The sequence below is a fragment of the Streptomyces sp. NPDC000404 genome, assembly GCF_040300365.1.
In the GTDB taxonomy this organism is placed as follows: domain Bacteria; phylum Actinomycetota; class Actinomycetes; order Streptomycetales; family Streptomycetaceae; genus Streptomyces; species Streptomyces ramulosus.
The window spans coordinates 293442-313552 of the sequence record NZ_JBEPDN010000004.1; the positions used below are offsets into that span (position 1 = coordinate 293442).

Consider the following 20111-nt stretch of genomic DNA (forward strand, 5'->3'; position numbering starts at 1 on the left):
GGGCCGCGGCGGAGAGCTGCCGGCCATGACGAATCCGGCGGAGAAGCTGGTCGATCTGCTCGACCTGGAGCAGATCGAGGTGAACATCTTCCGGGGCCGCAGCCCGCAGGAGTCCCTCCAGCGGGTCTTCGGCGGGCAGGTGGCGGGCCAGGCGCTGGTGGCGGCCGGGCGGACCGTGGCGGGGGACCGGCCGGTCCACTCCCTCCATGCGTACTTTCTGCGCCCGGGCCGCCCCGGGGTGCCGATCGTGTACCAGGTCGAGCGGGTGCGTGACGGGCGTTCCTTCACCACCCGCCGGGTCGTCGCCGTCCAGCAGGGACGCACGATCTTCAATCTGACCGCCTCCTTTCACAAGCCGGAGCCCGGCTTCACCCATCAGTTGCCGCTCCGTCAGGTGCCCGGACCGGAGAATCTGCCGACGATCGCGGAAGAGGCCCGGGCGCATCTGGGCGCGGTGCCCGAGGCCCTGGAGCGCATGGCCCGGCGGCAGCCCTTCGACATCCGGTACGTCGACCGGCTGCGGTGGACGCCGGAGCAGCTCAAGGGCGCCGAGCCGCGCAGCGCGGTATGGATGCGCGCGGTCGGTCCGCTCGGCGACGATCCGCTGGTGCACACCTGCGCGCTGACCTACGCCAGCGACATGACGCTGCTGGACGCGGTCCGCCTCCCCGTCGAGCCGTTGTGGGGACCACGCGGCTTCGACCTCGCCTCCCTCGATCACGCCATGTGGTTCCACCGGCCGTTCCGCGCCGACGAGTGGTTCCTGTACGACCAGGAGTCCCCCATCGCCACGGGCGGCCGGGGCCTGGCCCGCGGCTCGATCTACGACCGGGAGGGCAGGCTGCTGGTCTCCGTCGTCCAGGAGGGCCTCTTCCGGCCGGTGTGAGGAACGGACGGTCCGCGGCGGCCGGGTCCGGTCTGCGCCACGGGGCGTCGGCGGCGGGGCATGACGGACGGCCCGTTGGTGACGCTCCGCGTACGGTGCGGCGCCTCGTTGCGGGCCCGTTCGACCGCGCGGGAGAGGTTGACGCGGTACCACAGCACCTCGTCGAACTCGTCGGCGACCAGGACGCTTTCGAAGGATTCGCGGGCTGCGGGGGTGGCCGTGATCACGGAGGCGAAGTGGGGTTTGAGGTCGCGGAGCACGGCCCGTTCCGCCACGTCCGGGACGACGGAGGCGAATTCCTCCGGGGGTAGTACCGCGGCGAGGACGGCGGCCGCTTCCCAGGCGTCGGCCGCCTGCCCCATGAGCTGGGCGACGCGTCGGCCGCGCCACTGGCGGGCGCGCCAGTCCCGGCCTTCGTCCAGCATCGCCCTTACCTCCGCCGGGGTGTTGGAGTGCAGCAGCTCGGGTTCCCGGTCGGCGAAGACGCCGACCTCCGAGGCGAGGTAGAGCCAGACGAGGGCGCCGTAGCGGTTGACGTAGAACCTGACGGGGGTGAAACAGCCCGATTTGGTGAGGCGCAGGAACCGGCCGGGGCCGATGCCCATCAGGGCGGCGGCTTCCGTGGTGCCTACGGTGCGGATCCGCTCCCGGAAGACGTCCGGGTAGTCCGGGCCGGACCTCAGCCGGTGGATCTCTCCGATGGGGACGCGGCGTCGGAGGTGCGCGGCGCCGGGCCGTGGAGCGCTCTCCGCCGGGACCGTGCGTACCGCACCGAGCTGGACGGCAAGCTCCAACTCCCCCGTCCGCAACTCCAGTTCGCGAGCCGCCTGGCCCATCGTGAGTGTCTGCTGTCCGTCGTGCATGACTGTCATGGCAATTCCCCCGCAGTCCGGTCGGTCACTGACAGTCACGACTTTAGCGAGGGGGTGCGACAGCCGGTCAACCCTGCTCTCGCGCCTGTGGATAACTCTGCGGCTTGCGGGCGGCGACGCCGAGATGTTCGCCGACGCGGTTGACGAGCAGCGTCATCTCGTAGGCGATCTGGCCCATGTCGGCGTTGTGGCCCGCCAGTACGCACAGGCAGCTGCCGTCCCCCGCGGCGGTCACGAAGAGGACCACGTCGTCGAATTCGACCATCGTCTGCCGCACCCGGCCGGCGCGGAAGTGGTGCCCGGAGCCCTTCGCGAGGCTGTGCAGGCCCGAGGCGACCGCGGCGAGGTGCTCCGCGTCCTGGCGTGCAAGGCCCTGGCTCACGCCGGTGACCAGGCCGTCGTTGGAGAGAACCAGCGCGTGCCGCACCTTCTCCACACGCTGCGTCAGATCGTCCAGCAGCCAGTCGAGCCCGCTGGTCAGTGCCATGCTGCTTCCTCCCCGTGTCTCCGTCCCCGCCTGTGGCGCGGACGGCAGCCGGTACATGACTGCTGTGCCAGCGTGACCCACCTCCGGCGTCTCGGCAAGCGGCCCTGCGGCGTGCCCTGCGCAGCACGATCACTGCGGATGGGGAGTATGTGCCCATGGCACGAAAAATGACGAAAGAAGAGTGGCTGAAGTTCCTCTCCGCAGGAACGCGCACCGGCAAATTGTCGACCGTACAGGCCGACGGCCGCCCCCATGTGGCCCCGGTCTGGTTCGTCATGGACAGCGAGGAGCTGGTGTTCAACACGGGCAAGGAGACCGTCAAGGGCCGCAATCTGCTGCGCGACGGCAGGGTGGCGCTGTGCGTGGACGACGAGCGGCCGCCGTTCTCGTTCGCCGTCGTCCAGGGCACCGCCGAGGTCGGCGAGGAGCTCGCGGCCGTCCGGCACTGGGCCACCCGCATCGCGGCCCGCTACATGGGCGAGGAACGGGCCGAGGAGTTCGGCGCCCGCAACGGGGTCCCCGGGGAGCTGGTGGTCCGGGTCCGCATCGACAAGGTGATCGCCATGGCCGACCTCGCGGCCTGACCCCGGGGCGGCGCCGCTCGCGGCACACTGGGGTGACGACCACCGGCACGGTGGCGGCCTGCCCGTCCACCGTGCCGTTCCGCCCCGGCGCCGCCCTCCCGGGTGGCCGCCGTCCCGCCCCGGAGGACCCGATGCCCCACGGCGAGAACCGATACCGGCAGGAAGTACGGGAGTTCTTCGGTCCGCGTGCGGCGCACTGGGACACCCGTTTCCCGGACGACTGCCCGGCCTACGCCGCCGGCGTCGCCGCACTGGAGCTGCGCCCCGGCGACCGGGTCCTGGACGCGGGCTGCGGCACGGGCCGGGCCCTGCCCGCGCTCCGGAGCGCGGTGGGGGCGCACGGAATCGTCCTGGGCGCCGATCTCACCCCGGAGATGCTGGACGCCGCCGCAGGGGCCGGGCGGGACGTGTCGGCGTCGCTGCTGCTGGCGGACGCCTCCCGCCTGCCTGTCGGCGATGCGGCGCTCGACGCCGTCTTCGCCGCGGGGCTGATCTCCCACGTTCCGGCCCCTGCGGACAGCCTCGCCGAATGGGCCAGGGCCGTCCGGCCCGGGGGACGGCTGGCGCTGTTCCATCCGGTGGGACGGGCCGTGCTCGCCGCCCGTAAGGGCCGGGCGCTCACCCCGGACGACCTGCGGGCGGAGCCGAATCTGCGGCCCCTGCTGGCCGCGGCGGGCTGGGAGTTGGCCCGGTACGCCGACGAGGACGACCGCTACCTGGCGCTGGCCGTCCGCCAGGGCTGAGCGCTCAGGCGGTCTGCCCGGTACCGGGCGCGGGGCCGGCTCCCCCGGGGGCCGTCGACGGATCCGGGCTTTCCGGATGCGGCACCGGGCAGGTGCCGGCACGGCGCCCCGGGAAGGTGCCCAGGTCGGCAACGCGGAAGCCGTGGGGATAGCCCTTGATCTCGGGGTTCTGCCGGGCGTAGTGCGGCGTGCGGCGCGGTGGCATCAGCCGCACCGCGCGGGCGCGCAGCCGCAGGGCGGTGCGTACCGCCGTACGGACGGCCGGACGCGGCGGCTTGTACCGGAAGGCGGTGATCAGGGAGTCGTCCAACAGGGCCATGCTCGCGCCGCGGACCACGGGGGCGAGCGGGCCGTACCAGCCCGCCATGAGGTCCAAGGTGGCGTCCGACACCCGCCGGGCGCCCTCGTCCCAGCCGAAGTGGGCCTCCTCGTAGCTGTCGAGGCAGTGCGCGAACTCCTCGTAGGTACGCGGGATTCCGGTGATGCCCATGTGGCGGCCGAGGGTGGCGTAGTACGTGGCCATGGCCCGGGTTTCGTGGTCGCTCAGCCGCCGCCAGCCGTACCGGTCGATCCAGCGTTTCGGCACCACGACGAAGGTGCACAGGACGTAGCGCATGTCGTCGTTGCCGATGTCGTAGCTGCGGTGCATCTGGTTGATGCGGCGGATCGCGGTGCGGCCGTCGGCCCCGTCGAAGCCGTGCTCGACGACGGCGTCCAGGAGCAGCGCGGTGTCGTCGTAGCGCTTCTGGGTGCGGTCGGTGAGTTCGGCGGTTTCGGCCAGCAGGCGGCCGATGCTGGGCACCGCGTAGGTGCGGTAGAGGGCCAGTTCCAGGGCCCGGGTCATGTCCCAGGGGAATTCGTGGGTCGCGGTGATGCGGTAGATCCGCAGGTAGTCGCGTTCCGGGTCGAGTCGCCGGATTTCCTTGAGCCAGTCGTAGCGCCGCACCTGGTGTGCCCCGTCCGTTCGATTAAGAGGCTTCGACCTTAAGTGCCGGGGAGCGTGTCCCGTCGGTGCGCCGGACAGCGTGGCCGGAAGACGCCGTGGCGCGTTCCGGCCCCCGGACCGCGGACGGCGGGCAGCGTCAACTGCTGGTGACAAGGCCGTACCGAGCCATTTAAGGTGCGCCGACGACTGTCGGACGGACCGGATGGGGTGGCTCGCGTGGCGACGAGCGAGAGCGCTGACAACGACCAGTTGTTCGTGCTGACGGCGGTGCTGCTGACGCCCGCGCAGTTCCCGAGCGTGCTGGGCGACGACTATCCCGAGGTGTGCGCGGGCCTCGGCCTGGAGCCGTACGCCGAGGGGTACGGCCTGGTCCTCGGTCAGGACGGACGCGGCGCCCGGTGGACGGTCGCCACCGAGGACGTGTCGCTGGTGGCGTGCGCCGTCGCCGCCTGGGACTGCGGTATGGAGTACGACCTCTCCCCCGGGGAGGACAGCGTCGTCGCTGCGCTGCCCGGCTGGCCGCTGGCGCTGGCCGTGGCGGCGCCCGGGATACCCGAGCCGCACGATCCGGACCCCGAGGAGGGCGGCCGGCCGCCGCTGACCCCGCCGGACGCCTCCGCGTGGGGGCCTGCGCAGCGGCGGCTGGGCGCCGACGAGATCGCGATGCAGTGGGCGGCATGGCGTGAACAGACCGACGGCGAGGTGACGTTCGTGGCGCCTGGCGCGCAGCCGCACGAGGGCGTCCGGCGGGTCCTGGCCGAGGCGCGCGGCTATGTGGCGCAGCCTCCGCCGCCGGGACGGGTCCGGTCGTCGTTCGCCGCGGGCGAGGCGCGCACCCTGCGGGTGGACGGTCCGGGGTGGAGCATGGTGGCGCGCACCGACGACATCGCGTTCGTGCTGCTGGACGAGGAGCCGGGCGAGGTGCACCCCGTGGGCCGCGGCTCGGAACTGCCCGCGTTGCTGGCGTCGTTGGACGCGCTCGCGGCCCGTCCCGTCTGAGGGCGGCCCGGGCGTCGCCGTGTGCGTCGACGTCGATTGTCAGACCCTCGTGATGGACTGGTCCTGCATCGGTCGACAAGGCTCACGGGGAGGCATTGATGCAGGTGATGAGTGGTGCGCGCGTTCGGACGACGGTGGCGGGACAAGGTCGCGCACGGATCGTGGAAACGGCGCGGCGGACGGGCGGCACGGCGTCCGCCGGGGCGTTCGCAAGGGAGGTGCGCGCAGGAGCCGCGACGGCTCGCGGGGAGGGCCGCGGGTGCGGTTCGGGAGCGTCCCGGGGTGGGGCGTTCCGGGGTGGCCGCACCTCTGCGGTGGCCCGCCCGGGGGCGGGCGTGGAAAGGAAGGCTGACACGGTCACCGGTGCCCGCAGGCACCCTTCGGACAACCACCGGCCGGTGGCGCCGCGGCCCGCGTACCGGTGCCCTGACACGGGCGCGCAGGCCGTACGACGGGGGTGAGCGCAGGTTGACCGGCACGGCGTCCGCACCGGCGTGACACGGCCGGGAGAGGGGAGCCGATGCCGTCCGGCCCGGGGCCTTGCCCGGGCCGGACGGCTTGCCCGGAGGTCCGTCAGGAGTTCGTCCAGCCGCGGGTCGACAGGACGAGGCGGTAGCCGTCGGGATCCTCGATGGTGACGCCCCATTCGTTCCAGTAGGGGTTCGGTGAGCTGACTCGCCTGCCGCCGTGCGCGACGAGCCGGGACACCAACTCGTCGGGAACGGGGCCGTCCAGATAGATGACCAGCAGGTCCTCTTCGGTGGGGCGGGGCTCCTCGGGGTGCCGGCGGTCATGGACCAGTTCGAGGTGCCAGGGGGCGTCCGGATGCCCCACCATGAGCAGGTCGTGCGGCCCAGGCTCGCTCGTCATCCGGTGGAGGACGGCGAGGTCCAGGCCCTGCACCCAGAACTGTTCGGCCCGGGCGAGGTCGCGGGACGGTCGGGCGATACGGATGTGGCTGGCGCCGGTGAACGGCACGGTGGCCCCTCTCTGACTGCGGACTTGAGCTGCGGCGGATCGGCCTCGGTCGGCCTCGGATTGCGTCCGTGAGCGTAGGCATGGGAGGGGCGCGCAGGCATCGGGCCACGGTCGTGGTCCCTCGGGTGGAGGCCTGGTCTGGAGACCTGGTCCAGGTATCGGGAGTGCTCTTGGCGGAGGGGTGATGTTCAGGGTGCAGTGTCCTGGGCGGGCTGCGGCTCAGCCACCGGACCGTCCCAGGAAGTCGGAGAGGCGAGAGCTCACCGCAGGTGGCATTGCGTGCGGAAGTTGATGATGGGACACATCCGGCAGCACGGTCGTGGCGACGTGCGGCAGCAGCGCCTCGGCGCGGGCGGCCACCTCGGAGGCGTCATGGGCCCTGCCGTTTCCGGCGAGGAGCAGGAGAACCGGCAGGCCCAGGCCACGCAGTGCGTCCGGCGCCGGGCGCGGCCCGGTCACGGGCCGGACGGAGGAAAAACCGGCGGCCGCTTCTTGAAGCGCGAGCCAATCGGGATCGAGGACGGAGCCCCCGGTCTCCCACTCCAGGAAGGCGCGGACCCGGCGAGGTGCGGGTCGCAACAGCGACGGCAGCGCGTGCAACAGGTAGGCCGGGCTGAGCCCGGCGAAACATCGGGTTGGGTCCAGAAGGACCAGATGGCGTACCCGGTCGGGCGCGCGCATGGCGTGATGCAGTGCGATCCAGGCTCCGTACGAGTGCCCGCCCAAGTCGGTCTCGGACACTCCGAGGCCGTCGAGGAGCGCGTCCAGCCAGGCCGACAGGTCGGCGACCGTACGGGGGCGGCGGTCTCGGTCGGGAGTGCTGCGTCCGGGGGCGCCGATCAGGTCAACGGCGAACACCCGGTGGGTGCGGGAGAGTTCGGCCGCCTGCACATACCAGGACGCGGAGGTCGCGCCCCCTCCGCCCGGCAGGAGGAGGAGCGAGGGCCCGTCGGCCGGGCCGCACATGGTGACGTGAGTCGTGCCGAAGGGGGTGGGAACACTCGCCGTCTCGCGAGCGGCGGGCCATTTGGCCATGACCTTGTCGTAGGCCAGGAGGAAGTCGTCGGCGTCATACGTATCGCGAGCGTTCATGAACGGTGACCCCTCTGTCTGTCGATGGACGCCGCCCGCGCCGGCGAGGAAACCACCGCCGGACGCCTTGGCTCCCTCCTCGGGCTGGACTCCGCGGGAACCATCACACCGATCGGCCGGCTGGAACGGGCAGGGCCGGTGCGGCGGGTGCGCGATGCGCGGGAGCGCCGCAAGGTTACCGTCGAAGTGGACGAGCGGGCGGTCTCCCTCGGACGACCCCACTACGGCCCGCTCATCGATCGGGCGGTGTACCCGCTGCGGGGATACGACGAGCGTGAACCGGCCGCGATCGGGAACTTTCTGCGGGGATGCGGGAGGCGGCGGTCTGGGAAGTGACCTCGAATGTGCTGGTCACGGCCGTGCGTCGAGGGCCGTGCCCAGGACGTTCGGCCCGTAACGAACCGCGAGGTTGCCTCATGACGAACCGCGTAACGAACCGTGGCTGGGCCGAATCCCGTGGCCATGGGCGGTTCCGGCACCCCGGGCGGTTTCAGGGATGCCGGAGGCGCCCCTCGTCGGCAGACGGTGTTCGCCCGCTGCCGGCGGAGGGCGCCCCGGCTTCTGCCCGCCTCAGCGACCCAGCTGCTTGCGGCTCACGTGCCGCAGGCGGCGGCGCTGGGAGGGGTCCAGCGTCAGATAGGCGACGACCGGCACACCGACCATCACCAGGAGGGCCGCCCAGAGCGGCAGCAGCCACAGCAGGATCACTCCCACCGCGACGCCACCCACTGCGACCTTCGCCCGTGTGGACATCGATTCACTCCCCTTCCGCGGCACGTACCGCGCTCTGTCACTTCTTGAACGCCGTGGTGGCTCCGCAGGTTCCATGAACAGCTTGCGCGTCCTGTACCCTCGGGCGCCACATCGGGCAGTAGTCAAACTTGAGGAGTCCGTTTCGCCGTGACCCACCTCCCGCTGTCACCCGCCGCCCCGCAGCCCGGCCTGTCGGCCGCCCTCGCCGGCTGCGCGGCCGCCTTCCTGCCCTCGGACCCGCCGCGTACCGGACAGGTCGCCTTCTGGCGCCCGGACGGCGGCCCCTTGGACTCCGCCGTAGACGCTTTGAACGCCCGGACCGCCACGCCGTCCGACGCCGCCCCCGCGCAGGCCCCGGACGGGCAGCTGCCGGCGGCGGCCACCGGCCGTCTGACGGTCGCGCTTCCCCGGGAACGCCGCCCCCGGTCCGACGGCGCGCGACCGGGGGACGCGCGCCCCGGGGACGACAGCGGCATCGTGCTCCGCGACGTACCGGCGCTCCTGCTGCCCGTCGCGGACGCCCTCCCGCTGCTCACCCGCGCGCGAAGCGGCGGCGACGCGGATCCCTCCCTCGTCTTCTGGGGCACGGCGGCGCTGGTCGCGCTGCAGCTCGTCGCCCGGGGGCGGCTGTTGCCCGGGCTGAGCCCTCAGGGGTACGACGCCTGGCGGCTGGGACCGTTCGATGCGGCGGACGGGGAGCGGGTGCGTGCCCTGGCCGCCGCCATGCCGCCGTACGCGCGCGCCGCGCCGCTGCCCGCCGCGGACGCTTCCGCCACGGACGGCGCCGTCCTGCTGCCCGATGCGGAGCGGCATCTTCGGGGCTTCCTCGATGCCGTGGCCGACGGGCTGCCCCGCTCCCCCGCCGCCGACCTCGTCACCGGCGCCCCGGCCTTCGCCGCGTCCGCCCCGCAGCACATCCCGGAGCAGCACGCATGGGCCGCGGAGATCGCCGCCGGGCACGATGCGGGCGTACGGCTCTCGCTGCGGCTGGAGGTCCGCGGGCCGGGCGGTCTGTCCACGGCCTCCGGGGAGGGCGCGGGCGATCTCCTCGCCGCCCCGGGGAGCCTCACCTTCGCGGCCGTCCTCCAGGTGCACAGCCTGACGGATCCGGGCGTGGTGGCGGACGCGGCAGAGGTGTGGGCCGGGGGCCCGGCCACCGGGGAGGCGTTCGGTGCGCGGGCCCGGATGGACACCCTGGTCACGCTGCGCCGGGCGGCCGCCGTCTGGGCGCCGCTCGCGCCGCTGCTCTCGGCTGCGGTACCGGACACGCTGGAACTCGACGACGAGGAGGCCGTCGCCCTGCTGGGCCCGGCGGGGCGGTCGCTGGCCGCCGCCGGGGTGCAGGTGCACTGGCCGAAGGAGCTGGTCACCGGTCTGACCAGCCACGCGGTGGTGGGGCACGCCGCTCCCGGGGACGGCACGGGGCCGACGGACGCCGCGGGCACGCCTGGGGAGGAGGCACGCCACCAGGGGGACGGCGGTGCGGCGTGGGGCGGGCGGTCCGGTGGCCCGGCGGCGCTGCTGTCGGCCGATGCGCTGCTCTCGTTCAGCTGGCGGTTCTCGGTGGGCGGCCGGGCCCTCGACCGGGCGGAGCTGGACCGGCTCGCCGAGGCGGGCCGGCCCCTGGTGCGGTTGCGGGACCGGTGGGTGCTGATCGACACGGAGGCGCTACGGGCCGCCCGGGGGCGCACGGACCGTACCCTCACGCCCCTGGACGCCTTGGGCGCCGCGCTGACCGGCAGCACCGAGACCGATGACGGCGAGCGGGTCGCGGTCGAGGTGACGGGCCCGCTGGCCGTGCTGCGCGACCGGCTCGCCGATCCGGAACGCCCGGACCCAGAACCCGTGTCGCAGCCCGCGGCGCTCGCCGCCACCCTGCGCGACTACCAGCTGCGCGGCCTGCAGTGGCTGCACCGAATGACCTCGCTCGGGCTGGGCTGCTGCCTCGCCGACGACATGGGTCTGGGCAAGACGATCACGCTCATCGCGCTGCATCTGCACCGTGCGGGCAGTCCCAAGACCGCCGGTCCCACGCTCGTGGTGTGCCCCACCTCCCTGCTCGGCAACTGGCAGCGGGAGATCGAGAAGTTCGCCCCGGGTACCGCGGTCCGCCGCTACCACGGCGCGCGGCGCGACCTGGCCGGTCTCGCGCCGGACGAGTTCGTCCTCACCACGTACGGCACCCTGCGGATGGATGCCGCGCGGCTGGCGGAGGCGGGGTGGGGGCTGGTCGTCGCGGACGAGGCGCAGCATGTGAAGAACCCCGCCTCGGCGACCGCGCGGGCGCTGCGGACGGTGCCTGCCGGGGCGCGGGTGGCGCTGACCGGCACACCCGTGGAGAACAACCTCTCCGAGCTGTGGGCCGTCCTCGACTGGACGACACCGGGGCTGCTGGGACCGCTGGGCCGCTTCCGCACCCGCTACGCCCAGGTCATCGAGGGCGGCTCCGCCTCTCCAGGGGCGGTGGCGGCGGCCGAGCGGTTGGCGCGGCTGGTGCGGCCGTTCCTGCTGCGCCGCCGCAAGTCGGACCCCGGGATCGCCCCCGAGCTGCCGCCGAAGACGGAGACCGACCGCGCGGTGGCGCTCACCGCCGAACAGGCCGGACTGTACGAGGCGGTGGTGCGGGAGGGGCTCGCGGAGATCGCGGGGACGGACGGCTTCGCGCGGCGCGGCCTGGTGGTCAAGCTGCTCACCTCGCTCAAGCAGATCTGCAATCACCCGGCGCAGTACCTCAAGGAGCTGGACGGCGGCGGAACTGCCTCCGCCGGGCGGTCGGAAGCATTGGTTCCGGCGCCGGAGACCGGGGCTCCTACGGGTGCGCCGGTTTCGCAGGGCGCGGGGAACTCGCCGCGTATCGCCGGGCGTTCGGGAAAAGTGGAACTGCTCGACGAACTGCTGGAGACCCTGCTGGCCGAGGAGGCGAGTGTGCTGGTGTTCACGCAATACGTACAGATGGCGCGCCTGCTGGAGCGGCATCTGACGGGGCGCGGCATTCCCGTGCAGCTGCTGCACGGTCAGACGCCGGTGGCGCGGCGGGAGGAGATGGTGCGGTGCTTCCAGGAGGGCGCGGTGCCGGTGTTCCTGCTGTCGCTGAAGGCGGCGGGCACCGGGCTCAATCTCACCCGCGCCTCGCATGTCGTGCACTTCGACCGCTGGTGGAATCCGGCGGTCGAGACGCAGGCCACCGACCGTGCGTACCGCATCGGCCAGACGCAGCCGGTCCAGGTGCACCGCATGATCGCGGAAGGCACGGCCGAGGACCGCATCGCCGGCATGCTCGCCCGTAAGCAGCAGCTGGCCGACGCGGTGCTCGGCGCGGGCGACGCGGCGCTGACCGAGCTGACCGACGCCGAGCTGGCGGAGCTGGTCACCCTGCGGGGAGAGCACGGATGACGGGGCGGCCGGGCGGCCTGGGGCCCGGCGGACAGGACGTAGGGGAAGGCGGGTCGGACGGGATGACGGGGGCCGTGGCAGAGATGCAGACGGAGTACGGGGTCGATGCCGGGCGGGGTTCCGGCGGGCGCGAGGCGGTGCCCGAGCGGACGTTCGCGGCGCTGCCCGCGGTGCGCGGCGGGGCGTTCGCGCAGACCTGGTGGGGCCGGGCCTGGCTGAAGGCGCTGGAGGACACCGCGCTCGACGGGCAGCAGGTCAAGCAGGGGCGGCGGCATGCACGGGCCGGCGCGGTGGGGGCCGTCTCGGTGCGTCCGGGCCGGATCACGGCCATGGTGCAGGACCGCGATCACACCCGGCACCGCACCGATGTCCTGCTGCAGCAGCTCGGCCCGCGGGAGTGGGACCGGCTGCTGGACGTGATGGCGGACCGCGCCGGGCACATCGCCGCCCTGCTGGACCGCGACATGCCGCCGGTGCTCGCCGAGGACGCGTCCGACGTGGGGATCGAACTCCTGCCGGGCATCGGCGATCTGGAGTCGGAGTGCAGCTGCGAGGAATGGGACCACTGCGCCCACTCCGCCGCGCTCTGCTACCAGCTGGCCCGGCTGCTGGACGCGGACCCGTTCCTCCTGCTGCTGGTCCGCGGCCGCGGGGAGCGGGAGTTGCTGGACGAGTTGCAGGCCCGGAGCGCGGCGCGGGCCGCCGATGCCTCCGCGGAGCGGCCGCCGGCAGCGGTCGGCGTCCCCGCGGCGCAGGCGTATGCGGGCGAGACACTGCCTCCGCTGCCCGCCCTGCCGGCTCCCGTGGAGGTTTGGGACGATCCGGCTCCCCTCGGGGGTGACACCCCGCCCGAGCCCGGGGTGGAGGTCGCCGCGCTGGAGTGGCTGCGGGCGGACGCGGCGGCGCGGGCCCGGCAGTTGCTGGCCGGGGCCCTCACCGCCCGGCCCGATCAGGCGCCGCCCGCGCTCACCCGCGCGCAGGACGCCGTACGGCTGGCGGCCGCCGGTCCCGGCCCCGGGGCGACGGCGCGGCTGGCGGCGGGTTCGGGGCGCGATGCGCGGGCCATGGCGCTGGCGGTCCGCGCCTGGCGGCTGGGCGGCGCGGCGGCGCTCGGCGTCCTGGAGGAGGACCGGGTGCCGGATCCGGCCGATCTGGTGCGCGCCCGGGCGCAGCTGGCCGCCGCCTGGCAAGGCGCCACACGGCCCGAACTGCGGATGTCGCGGAGCCGTTGGACGGTGCCGGGGGCCGATGCGCAGCTGCGCCAGGGGCGGGACGGACGCTGGTGGCCGTACCGCAAGGAGCAGGGCCGTTGGGCACCGGCCGGCCCGGCGGCGGATCCGGCGGCGGCGCTCGCCACCGCGATATCCGGCGCGGACGCCCCGGAGCCGCGGGTCGGCGCGGGTCCGGACGCCGGGTAGCGCCCGCCGTTCGCACCGGTCCGCCCCGGGTGCGTCCGGGTGTCCGCCCGGCCGATCCCCGCCGCCCTCCTGCGGGCGGGCGGCGGGGCGTGCTTCGCTGAAGCGATCCCCATCGCACCGATCCCCGTCGCACCGCCGCCCGCCACCGGGCCGGTGCCCGCAGCGAGGAGGAGCCATGACCGTTACCCCACCGGCGCCCGGCCGGACCACCGTGCCGTATTTCGAGGACCGGTCCCCGGGGAGCGGGACGCTGCCGCCCCGGCCCTGGTACGCCGGGTCGGACGCCGCCCGGCTGTCGTTGAACGGCCGCTGGCGGTTCCGGCTGTCGCCGACGGCCGCCGAGCCGGACACCGCGTTCGCCGACCCGGAGTTCGACGACACCCCGTGGGCGGAACTGCACGTGCCCGGCCACTGGGTGCTCCAGGGGCACGGCGCGCCCGCGTACACCAACACCGCGTATCCGTTCCCGGTCGATCCGCCGCGGGTGCCGGACGAGAATCCGACCGGCGATCACCGCCACCGCTTCGATCTGCCCCCGGACTGGCCGGACGGCCCGGCGGTGCTGCACTTCGGCGGGGTGGAATCCTGTGCCCGGGTCTGGCTCAACGGCACGGAGCTGGGCCATTTCAAGGGCAGCCGGCTGGCGCACGAGTTCGCGGTGGGCCCGCTGCTGCGCCCCCGTGGCAACGTCCTGGCCGTCCGGGTACACCAGTGGTCGTCGGGCAGCTATCTGGAGGACCAGGACCAGTGGTGGCTGCCCGGCATCTTCCGCGAGGTGACACTGCACAGCCGTCCCGAGGGCTCGGTCACCGACCACTTCGTGCACGCCGGGTACGACCACACCACCGGCCTCGGCACGCTCCGCGTCAGCTGCGATCCGCCGGGCCGGGTGACGGTGCCGTCGCTCGGCCTGGATCTGGCGACGGACGAGAGCGCGACCGTCGCCGTCCGCCCGTGGACGGCCGAGACCCCGGTGCTGTACGACGGCGAGCTGGTCACACCGGGCGAGCGGATTCCGCTGCGGATCGGCTTCCGCACCGTCCGGGTGGCGGACGGACTGCTCCAGGTCAACGGCCGCCGGATCCTGCTGCGCGGCGTCAACCGCCATGAGTTCGACCCGCGCCGGGGCCGCGCCCTGGCCCCGGAAACGATGCGGCGTGACCTGCTGATGATGAAGCGGCACAACCTCAACGCGGTGCGGACCAGCCACTATCCGCCGCATCCGGCGTTCCTCGACCTCTGCGACGAGCTGGGGATGTGGGTGATCGAGGAGTGCGATCTGGAGACCCACGGCTTCCGGGCGCTGGGGTGGCGGAACAACCCCGTCGACGATCCGCGCTGGGAGCCGGCGCTGCTCGACCGGGCCCGCCGCACGGTCGAACGGGACAAGAACCACCCGAGCGTGATCATGTGGTCGCTGGGCAACGAATGCGGCACCGGGCGGGGGCTGTCCGCGATGGCCGCCTGGATGCGGCGCCGCGATCCGTCCCGGCCACTGCACTACGAGGGCGATCCGAGCTGCGCCGACACCGATGTGTACTCCCTGATGTACGCCGACCATGCCGAGGTGGAGCGGATCGGGCGGCGGACGGAGGAGCCGCCGGCCGACGCCGACCTGGCAACAAGGCGGCGTGACCTGCCGTTCGTCCTGTGCGAGTACGCCCATGCGATGGGCAACGGACCCGGCGGGCTGAGCGAGTACCAGCGGCTGTTCGAGACCTACCCGCGCTGCCAGGGCGGCTTCGTCTGGGAGTGGCTGGACCACGGGCTGCGCCGCACCACCCCGCAGGGCGCGGAATTCCATGCCTACGGCGGCGACTTCGGCGAGGAGCTGCACGACGCCAACTTCGTCTGCGACGGGCTGGTCTTCCCCGACCGCACCCCGTCCCCGGGGCTGACGGAGCTGAAGAAGGTGGTCGAGCCGGTGCGGATCACGGCGGGCGACGCCGCCGACGGCCCGCCGCGCACCCTGGTGATCCGCAACCTCCATGATTTCGCGGACCTTTCGGGGCTGGCGTTCCGGTGGGCGTACGAGGTGGACGGCGTGGCACGGTCCTCGGGCACGCTGACCGTCCCGGACACGGCACCGGGCGCGACGGCCGAGGTCGCGCTGCCGCCGGCGCCCTCCGCACCCGGTGGGACCCGCGCCGACGAGGCCGTGCCGGAGGCGTGGTGGACGGTCCGGGCGGTGCTGGCGGAGGCGACGGCGTGGGCCCCGGCCGGGCACGAGGTCGCCTGGGGGCAGCTGCCCGCACCGGCGCCCGGGAACGGCGCGTCCGGCCGGCCGCCGGCGGCTTCGCCGCGCCGGTCGGGGGCATCCCTCGCGCTGGGTCCCGGCCTCTTCGACCCGGCGACGGGCCTGCTCACCACCGTGGCGGGCGAGGAGGTGCGGGGCCCGCGGCTGGACGTGTGGCGGGCGCCGACCGACAACGACGAGGCGGCTGCGGACAAGCCGGACCCGGGGCCCGCGGCCGCCTGGCGCCGCGCCGGTCTGCACCGGATGCGGCACCGCACGGACGCCGTCACCGCGTCGCCGGAGGCGCTCACGGTGCACACGCGGGTGGCGGCCGCCGGGACGGATGCGGCGCTGCGCGTGGTCCACCGCTGGACGGCCGCGGCGGAGCTGCTGCGGCTGGAGGTGACCGTCGAGCCCGAGGGCGAATGGCACGTTCCGCTGCCCCGGCTGGGGATGCGGATGGCGGTCGCGGGGAGCCTGGGCCAGGTGCGGTGGTTCGGCGGCGGGCCGGGCGAGGGCTACCCCGACAGCCGCGCGGCCGCCCGGCTGGGGCGCTGGGAGTCCTCCGTCGACGCGCTGCAGACACCGTATGTCCGCCCGCAGGAGAACGGTGCCCGGCCCGGTGTGCGGTGGGCGGAGCTGACCCGGGGCGACGGCACGGGCCTGCGGATCGGCGGCGTACCGGAGTTCTTCCTCACGGCCCGTCGCTGGACCACCGAGGAGCTGGACGCCGCCCGGCACACCACGGATCTGACGCCCGGTGAGCGGGTGTGGCTCCATCTCGACCATGCGCAGCACGGCCTCGGCAGCCGCTCCTGCGGCCCCGGTGTGCTTCCCCGGCATCGTCTGACGGCCGGGCCCGCCCGGTTCGCGTTCACCTTCTCCGCGGTGCGGTGAGGCGGCCGTGACGCAGGTCCCGGATCGCCTCGGCAGGGGCCCGTCAGCGCAGGGCGAAGTGTGCGCTCCGGGCGCCGCGGAGGCGGCCCTGTGGAAGCCTGCGGCCGTAGGCGACGAGCAGCAGGTCCTGGGCGGAGCCGGTGAGCGGGGTGCCGGTGCCGTAGGTCCAGTCACGGTCGTCGGCCCGCAGTGCGATGCCGTCCAGCGCGGCGCCGAAGAACCGTACGGTCCGGGGCGTGATGCTCTCCAGGAGGACGTCCAGCCGGTCCTCGGGCACCCGGCGGTCCAGGCCCAGCGCGACGGTGATGTCCAGGCCGTGGACCACATCGTGGCCCAGGGCGCCGGTGAAGCCGCCGACCGGCGGCTTCCAGGGGTGATACGCATGGGTGCGGAGCGCCTCGGCCAGCTCGCGCGGGGTGAGGGCGGCGGCATCGCGGCGGGCGCACCGGTCGGTCATCCGGTGCAGGCTCCCGCGCGCCGCCAGCAGCTCCCGTGCGACCCGGGCGAGCGGATAGCGGAAGCCGAGCGACATATGGGCGGCCACCTCCCGGACCCGCCACCCCGCGCACAGCGTCGGCGCGTCCCAGGAGGCGTCCGGCAGGCCGTCCCAGAGGTCCGCCAGCTCCTGGCGCTCCGCCGCGATCAAGGCTCTGATGTCCATCGTCGTTCTCCCGTGCGTCCGTGCGGTGCGCGCAGCCGTGCACCGTGTCTCCAGGGTGTCCGGGCCGGTCGCCCGCGTCCAAGAACGGGTTGTTGTGGTCACTAGAATCCGCGGTTATGGAGCTTCGGCAGCTGCGGTACCTCGTCGCCGTGGCGGAGGAGGCCAATTTCACCCGCGCCGCCGCCCGGCTGCACATCGCCCAGCCCGGGGTGAGCGCGCAGATCCGGCAGTTGGAGCGGGAGTTGGGGCAGCCGCTGCTGGACCGCTCGGGGCGGCGGGTGACGCTGACGGAGACCGGCGAGGCCGTACTCCCCTACGCGCGGGCGGCGTTGGCGGCCGTCGAGGGCGTCCGGCAGACGGCCGACGAGTTCGCCGGGCTGCTGCGCGGCCGGGTGCGGCTGGGGCTGGTCGCCGGCGCCGCCGGCCACTCCTTCGACGTGGTCTCCGTGCTGGCCGGCTTCCACGAGCGGCATCCGGGTGTGGAGATCGCGCTCACCGAGGACACCTCGGAGCGGATGCTCGGCGCGCTGCGTCGCGGCGAACTGGACATCGCCGCGGTCGGGTTGGCCGACGAGGAGCCGCCGCCCGGGGTGTCGTTCCGGCTGGTGGTGGACGAGCCGCTGGTGGCGGCGGCCGCGCCCGGTGATCCGGTGTTCGGCCGCGCCGTCGGCGGTGCGCTGCCGCTCGCCGCGCTGGAGGGGCGGCGGCTGATCGGTCTGCCGCGCGGCACCGGTCTGCGCGCGGTGCTCGAACGCGCCTGTACGGGCGCCGGGTTCCGGCCGGACATCGCCTTCGAGGCGGCGTCCCCGGGGCTGGTCACCCAGCTCGCGGCGCGAGGCCTCGGGGTGGCCGTGGTGCCCGCGCTGCCCGAGGCGGTCGCGGCGCAGGCCCGGCTGCGGACCTGCGAGCTGACCGGGCCGCCGCTGCGGGGCCGGGTCGCGTTGGCGTGGCGGTCGGACGGTTCCCCGGGGCCGGCCGTCCGGATCCTGCTGGAGCGGCTGCACACCGCGCTGACCAGGGTCGCGCCGGATCGTCACGCCGACCGGTAACCGTCCGCTGTCACCGGTCGGCGTTACGATCCGGACGGACGGGGCCCGGGTGACGCCCGTACGCCCTTCGCCATTTCCTGGAGAGGTTTCGATGGTCCCTACGTCCTCGCCGTTCACCGCCGCCCTCGCCGCGGGGCCGTTGGTCCTCGACGGCGGGCTGTCCAACCAGTTGGAGGCCGCGGGGCACGATCTCGGCGATGCGCTCTGGTCGGCGCGGCTGCTCGCTGAGGATCCGGAGGCGGTGATCGAGGCGCACCGCGCGTACTACGCGGCGGGGGCGCAGGTCGCGATCACCGCGAGCTATCAGGCGACGTTCGAGGGGTTCGCACGGCGCGGCGTCGGCGCCGCCGAGGCCGGGGAGTTGCTCGGCCGCTCCGTGGCGCTGGCCCGGGAGGCGGCCGAGCGGGCGCGGGCGGGCGGCGTCGCCGGTCCGCTGTACGTGGCCGCGTCCGCCGGGCCGTACGGCGCGATGCTGGCGGACGGTTCGGAGTACCGGGGCCGCTACGGACTGACCGTGGCCCGGTTGGAGCGTTTCCACCGGCCCCGGCTGGAGGTCCTGGCGGCGGCCGGGCCGGACGTGCTGGCCCTGGAGACGGTGCCGGACGCCGACGAGGCGCGGGCCCTGGTGCGGGCGGTGCGCGGGCTGGGCGTCCCGGCGTGGCTCTCGTACAGCGTGGCGGGGACGCGTACCCGGGCGGGGCAGACGCTGGAGGCGGCGTTCGCGGTGGCGGCGGACGTGGCGGAGATCGTCGCGGTGGGCGTCAACTGCTGTGCGCCCGCGGACGCGGACCGTGCCGTCGAGGTGGCGGCGCGGGTGACCGGCAAGCCGGTGGTGGTTTATCCGAACAGCGGGGAGAGCTGGGACGCCGGGGCCCGCACCTGGTGCGGTGCGCCGGAGTTCCGGGCGGCGCAGGTGACGGGCTGGGCAGCGGCCGGGGCGCGGCTGATCGGTGGCTGCTGCCGGGTGGGCCCCGAGCAGATCCGTGCGTTGGCGGCGCAGCTGCGGGGCTGAGGGGTCCGGGCCGCGCGAGGGCCGGCGGGCGCGCAGCGCACCGCGTGGGCGGCCCGGGAGGGAAGCCGGCTGTCCGGGGCCCGTAGCGGCAGGCCTTGGGCCGTACGCCGCCGTCCCGGGTGCGCCGTGCCCGGCGGGACGGCGCACCCGTAACCGCTCAGGACAGCGGTGCGTGCAGCTTCTTCGTGCCGGAGCGGTTGCCCATCAGGCTGCAGCTGACGCTCTTGATGCCGAGGTTGTAGCCCTTGAGGTTGGGGAACTGCACGTAGGTTCCCTCCGCGGTCCCGGCGGGCTGGCGGGCGGCCTTGCTCTCCAGGTCGCTCTTGCAGATCTTCGCGGCCTCCTCCTTGATGTCGGAGCTGGACGTGAAGCCGGAGCGCAGCTGGTGGATGGTGACGACCTCGGCGTCGTGCGCGTCGTCGCAGGACGCCGCCTCGTTGTTGCCGCTGCCGTCGGCCGGGAGGTCGTAGCAGTCGCCGACCTCCAGCTTGAAGAACGGAATGGTGCTCTCCGACGGCGAGGCGCTCGCGGACTCGGACGGGAAGTCCGTGGCGGTGGTGGGCCCGTCGTCCGGGGTGGCGCTCGGCGAGGCGTCGGTGCTGTGGGAGGGCGTGGCGCGGTTCTTCTTGTCGTCGTCGCCGTCGCCGCTCATCGCGATGGCACCGAAGACCACGGCGAGCACCAGCACACCGCCGCCGATGATCGCCGCGATGATCTTGCCGTTGCCACCGCCGGACGGCGGCGGGGGCGGCGGCTGCCAGCCCCCGGGAGCGCCGGGGCCACCGGGGCCCGCCGGGCCGAAGCCGGGGCCGACCGGACCGAAGCCGCCGGGCGGCGGACCAGCCGGCTGACCGCCCGGCGGCGGGAACCCGCCCTGGCCGTACCCGCCCTGCACCGGGCCCCCGGCGCCGTAACCGCCGGGCGGCGGACCGAAGCCGCCCTGGCCGTCGTTCGGGGGCTGGTTCGGCGGGGGCGGCGGAGGCGGAGGAAAGCTCATGACAGAGATAATCGCTTCTTTGCGGGGTCTTGGGAAACTCGGTGGCAGAGCGGGGAGGAACGAGGGCCGACATGTCCGGCGAACGGGCACAGGTCGCACCACGGACAC

At 74.2% G+C, this 20111-nt stretch carries 18 protein-coding genes; 10 read left to right on the forward strand and 8 right to left on the reverse strand.

The features are described 5' to 3' along the window. Positions 1 to 25: 25 nt before the first annotated feature. A complete protein-coding gene (locus ABT345_RS09375; protein ID WP_345087799.1) occupies positions 26 to 886 on the forward strand; it encodes an acyl-CoA thioesterase in 861 nt (286 codons plus the stop codon). On the opposite strand, the gene ABT345_RS09380 is transcribed toward ABT345_RS09375, so the two are convergent. After that, positions 823 to 1758: a DUF6397 family protein gene (locus ABT345_RS09380; RefSeq protein ID WP_351321488.1), complete on the reverse strand. Its 936-nt coding sequence runs from the start codon at positions 1756 to 1758 to the stop codon at positions 823 to 825. The genes ABT345_RS09375 and ABT345_RS09380 overlap by 64 nt on opposite strands. Positions 1759 to 1825: 67 nt before the next feature. After that, complete coding sequence (locus ABT345_RS09385; protein WP_345087803.1) at positions 1826 to 2245, reverse strand: roadblock/LC7 domain-containing protein; 420 nt, start codon at positions 2243 to 2245, stop codon at positions 1826 to 1828. A 155-nt stretch (positions 2246 to 2400) separates the two neighbouring features. Here ABT345_RS09385 and ABT345_RS09390 point away from each other — a divergent pair, with 155 nt between their 5' ends. Further along, positions 2401 to 2829 carry a PPOX class F420-dependent oxidoreductase gene (locus tag ABT345_RS09390; protein WP_345087805.1) on the forward strand — a complete coding sequence of 143 codons (429 nt, stop codon included), beginning with the start codon at positions 2401 to 2403 and terminating at the stop codon, positions 2827 to 2829. A gap of 131 nt (positions 2830 to 2960) precedes the next feature. Further along, complete coding sequence (locus tag ABT345_RS09395) at positions 2961 to 3572, forward strand: class I SAM-dependent methyltransferase (RefSeq protein ID WP_345088155.1); 612 nt, start codon at positions 2961 to 2963, stop codon at positions 3570 to 3572. A gap of 4 nt (positions 3573 to 3576) precedes the next feature. Here ABT345_RS09395 and ABT345_RS09400 read toward each other — a convergent pair whose 3' ends face one another. Beyond that, on the reverse strand, positions 3577 to 4518 hold the full coding sequence (locus ABT345_RS09400) for an oxygenase MpaB family protein (RefSeq protein ID WP_345087807.1): 942 nt from the start codon (positions 4516 to 4518) through the stop codon (positions 3577 to 3579). Between the two features lie 216 nt (positions 4519 to 4734). Between ABT345_RS09400 and ABT345_RS09405 the strand changes: the two genes are divergently transcribed. After that, positions 4735 to 5517, forward strand: coding sequence for a hypothetical protein (locus ABT345_RS09405; RefSeq protein WP_345087809.1), 783 nt, complete (start codon positions 4735 to 4737; stop codon positions 5515 to 5517). A gap of 573 nt (positions 5518 to 6090) precedes the next feature. Here ABT345_RS09405 and ABT345_RS09410 read toward each other — a convergent pair. Further along, a complete protein-coding gene (locus ABT345_RS09410) occupies positions 6091 to 6495 on the reverse strand; it encodes a VOC family protein (protein ID WP_345087811.1) in 405 nt (134 codons plus the stop codon). A gap of 219 nt (positions 6496 to 6714) precedes the next feature. Next, on the reverse strand, positions 6715 to 7587 hold the full coding sequence (locus ABT345_RS09415) for an alpha/beta fold hydrolase (RefSeq protein ID WP_345087813.1): 873 nt from the start codon (positions 7585 to 7587) through the stop codon (positions 6715 to 6717). A 24-nt stretch (positions 7588 to 7611) separates the two neighbouring features. On the opposite strand from ABT345_RS09415, the gene ABT345_RS09420 reads away from it, so the two are divergent. Then, the gene (locus ABT345_RS09420; RefSeq protein WP_386458898.1) at positions 7612 to 7923 is read left to right on the forward strand and encodes a hypothetical protein; all 312 of its coding nucleotides are present in this window, start codon (positions 7612 to 7614) and stop codon (positions 7921 to 7923) included. A gap of 234 nt (positions 7924 to 8157) precedes the next feature. On the opposite strand, the gene ABT345_RS09425 is transcribed toward ABT345_RS09420, so the two are convergent. Then, the gene (locus tag ABT345_RS09425; RefSeq protein WP_345087815.1) at positions 8158 to 8340 is read right to left on the reverse strand and encodes a tail-anchor membrane protein; all 183 of its coding nucleotides are present in this window, start codon (positions 8338 to 8340) and stop codon (positions 8158 to 8160) included. 147 nt (positions 8341 to 8487) lie between these two features. Between ABT345_RS09425 and ABT345_RS09430 the strand changes: the two genes are divergently transcribed. The 3 genes from ABT345_RS09430 (at position 8488) to ABT345_RS09440 (ending at position 16284) form a co-directional block, all read left to right on the forward strand. Continuing rightward, a complete protein-coding gene (locus ABT345_RS09430; protein WP_345087817.1) occupies positions 8488 to 11733 on the forward strand; it encodes an SNF2-related protein in 3246 nt (1081 codons plus the stop codon). A gap of 83 nt (positions 11734 to 11816) precedes the next feature. Further along, a complete protein-coding gene (locus ABT345_RS09435; RefSeq protein WP_345088157.1) occupies positions 11817 to 13151 on the forward strand; it encodes an SWF or SNF family helicase in 1335 nt (444 codons plus the stop codon). A gap of 175 nt (positions 13152 to 13326) precedes the next feature. Next, positions 13327 to 16284, forward strand: a complete 2958-nt coding sequence (locus tag ABT345_RS09440; protein WP_345087819.1) for a glycoside hydrolase family 2 TIM barrel-domain containing protein — start codon at positions 13327 to 13329, stop codon at positions 16282 to 16284. Between the two features lie 43 nt (positions 16285 to 16327). On the opposite strand, the gene ABT345_RS09445 is transcribed toward ABT345_RS09440, so the two are convergent. Further along, on the reverse strand, positions 16328 to 16945 hold the full coding sequence (locus ABT345_RS09445) for a maleylpyruvate isomerase family mycothiol-dependent enzyme (protein WP_345087821.1): 618 nt from the start codon (positions 16943 to 16945) through the stop codon (positions 16328 to 16330). Between the two features lie 116 nt (positions 16946 to 17061). Between ABT345_RS09445 and ABT345_RS09450 the strand changes: the two genes are divergently transcribed. After that, positions 17062 to 17994 (forward strand): LysR family transcriptional regulator, encoded by a 933-nt coding sequence (locus ABT345_RS09450; RefSeq protein WP_345087823.1) that lies wholly within the window; start codon positions 17062 to 17064, stop codon positions 17992 to 17994. Positions 17995 to 18085: 91 nt separating this feature from the next. After that, positions 18086 to 19006, forward strand: a complete 921-nt coding sequence (gene mmuM / locus ABT345_RS09455) for a homocysteine S-methyltransferase (protein ID WP_345087825.1) — start codon at positions 18086 to 18088, stop codon at positions 19004 to 19006. A gap of 157 nt (positions 19007 to 19163) precedes the next feature. On the opposite strand, the gene ABT345_RS09460 is transcribed toward mmuM, so the two are convergent. Then, entirely contained in the window at positions 19164 to 20003 is an 840-nt protein-coding gene (locus ABT345_RS09460; protein ID WP_345087827.1) for a hypothetical protein, read from the reverse strand. Positions 20004 to 20111: the final 108 nt, after the last annotated feature.

What these genes read in the sequence shown, in the direction of transcription:
- ABT345_RS09375 (WP_345087799.1), top strand. Translation starts at nt 26, where the DNA reads ATGACGAATCCGGCGGAGAAGCTGGTCGATCTGCTCGACCTGGAGCAG.
- ABT345_RS09380 (WP_351321488.1), bottom strand. Translation starts at nt 1,758, where the DNA reads ATGACAGTCATGCACGACGGACAGCAGACACTCACGATGGGCCAGGCG.
- ABT345_RS09385 (WP_345087803.1), bottom strand. Translation starts at nt 2,245, where the DNA reads ATGGCACTGACCAGCGGGCTCGACTGGCTGCTGGACGATCTGACGCAG.
- ABT345_RS09390 (WP_345087805.1), top strand. Translation starts at nt 2,401, where the DNA reads ATGGCACGAAAAATGACGAAAGAAGAGTGGCTGAAGTTCCTCTCCGCA.
- ABT345_RS09395 (WP_345088155.1), top strand. Translation starts at nt 2,961, where the DNA reads ATGCCCCACGGCGAGAACCGATACCGGCAGGAAGTACGGGAGTTCTTC.
- ABT345_RS09415 (WP_345087813.1), bottom strand. Translation starts at nt 7,587, where the DNA reads ATGAACGCTCGCGATACGTATGACGCCGACGACTTCCTCCTGGCCTAC.
- ABT345_RS09420 (WP_386458898.1), top strand. Translation starts at nt 7,612, where the DNA reads ATGGACGCCGCCCGCGCCGGCGAGGAAACCACCGCCGGACGCCTTGGC.
- ABT345_RS09425 (WP_345087815.1), bottom strand. Translation starts at nt 8,340, where the DNA reads ATGTCCACACGGGCGAAGGTCGCAGTGGGTGGCGTCGCGGTGGGAGTG.
- ABT345_RS09435 (WP_345088157.1), top strand. Translation starts at nt 11,817, where the DNA reads ATGCAGACGGAGTACGGGGTCGATGCCGGGCGGGGTTCCGGCGGGCGC.
- ABT345_RS09440 (WP_345087819.1), top strand. Translation starts at nt 13,327, where the DNA reads ATGACCGTTACCCCACCGGCGCCCGGCCGGACCACCGTGCCGTATTTC.
- ABT345_RS09445 (WP_345087821.1), bottom strand. Translation starts at nt 16,945, where the DNA reads ATGGACATCAGAGCCTTGATCGCGGCGGAGCGCCAGGAGCTGGCGGAC.
- ABT345_RS09450 (WP_345087823.1), top strand. Translation starts at nt 17,062, where the DNA reads ATGGAGCTTCGGCAGCTGCGGTACCTCGTCGCCGTGGCGGAGGAGGCC.
- mmuM (WP_345087825.1), top strand. Translation starts at nt 18,086, where the DNA reads ATGGTCCCTACGTCCTCGCCGTTCACCGCCGCCCTCGCCGCGGGGCCG.
- ABT345_RS09460 (WP_345087827.1), bottom strand. Translation starts at nt 20,003, where the DNA reads ATGAGCTTTCCTCCGCCTCCGCCGCCCCCGCCGAACCAGCCCCCGAAC.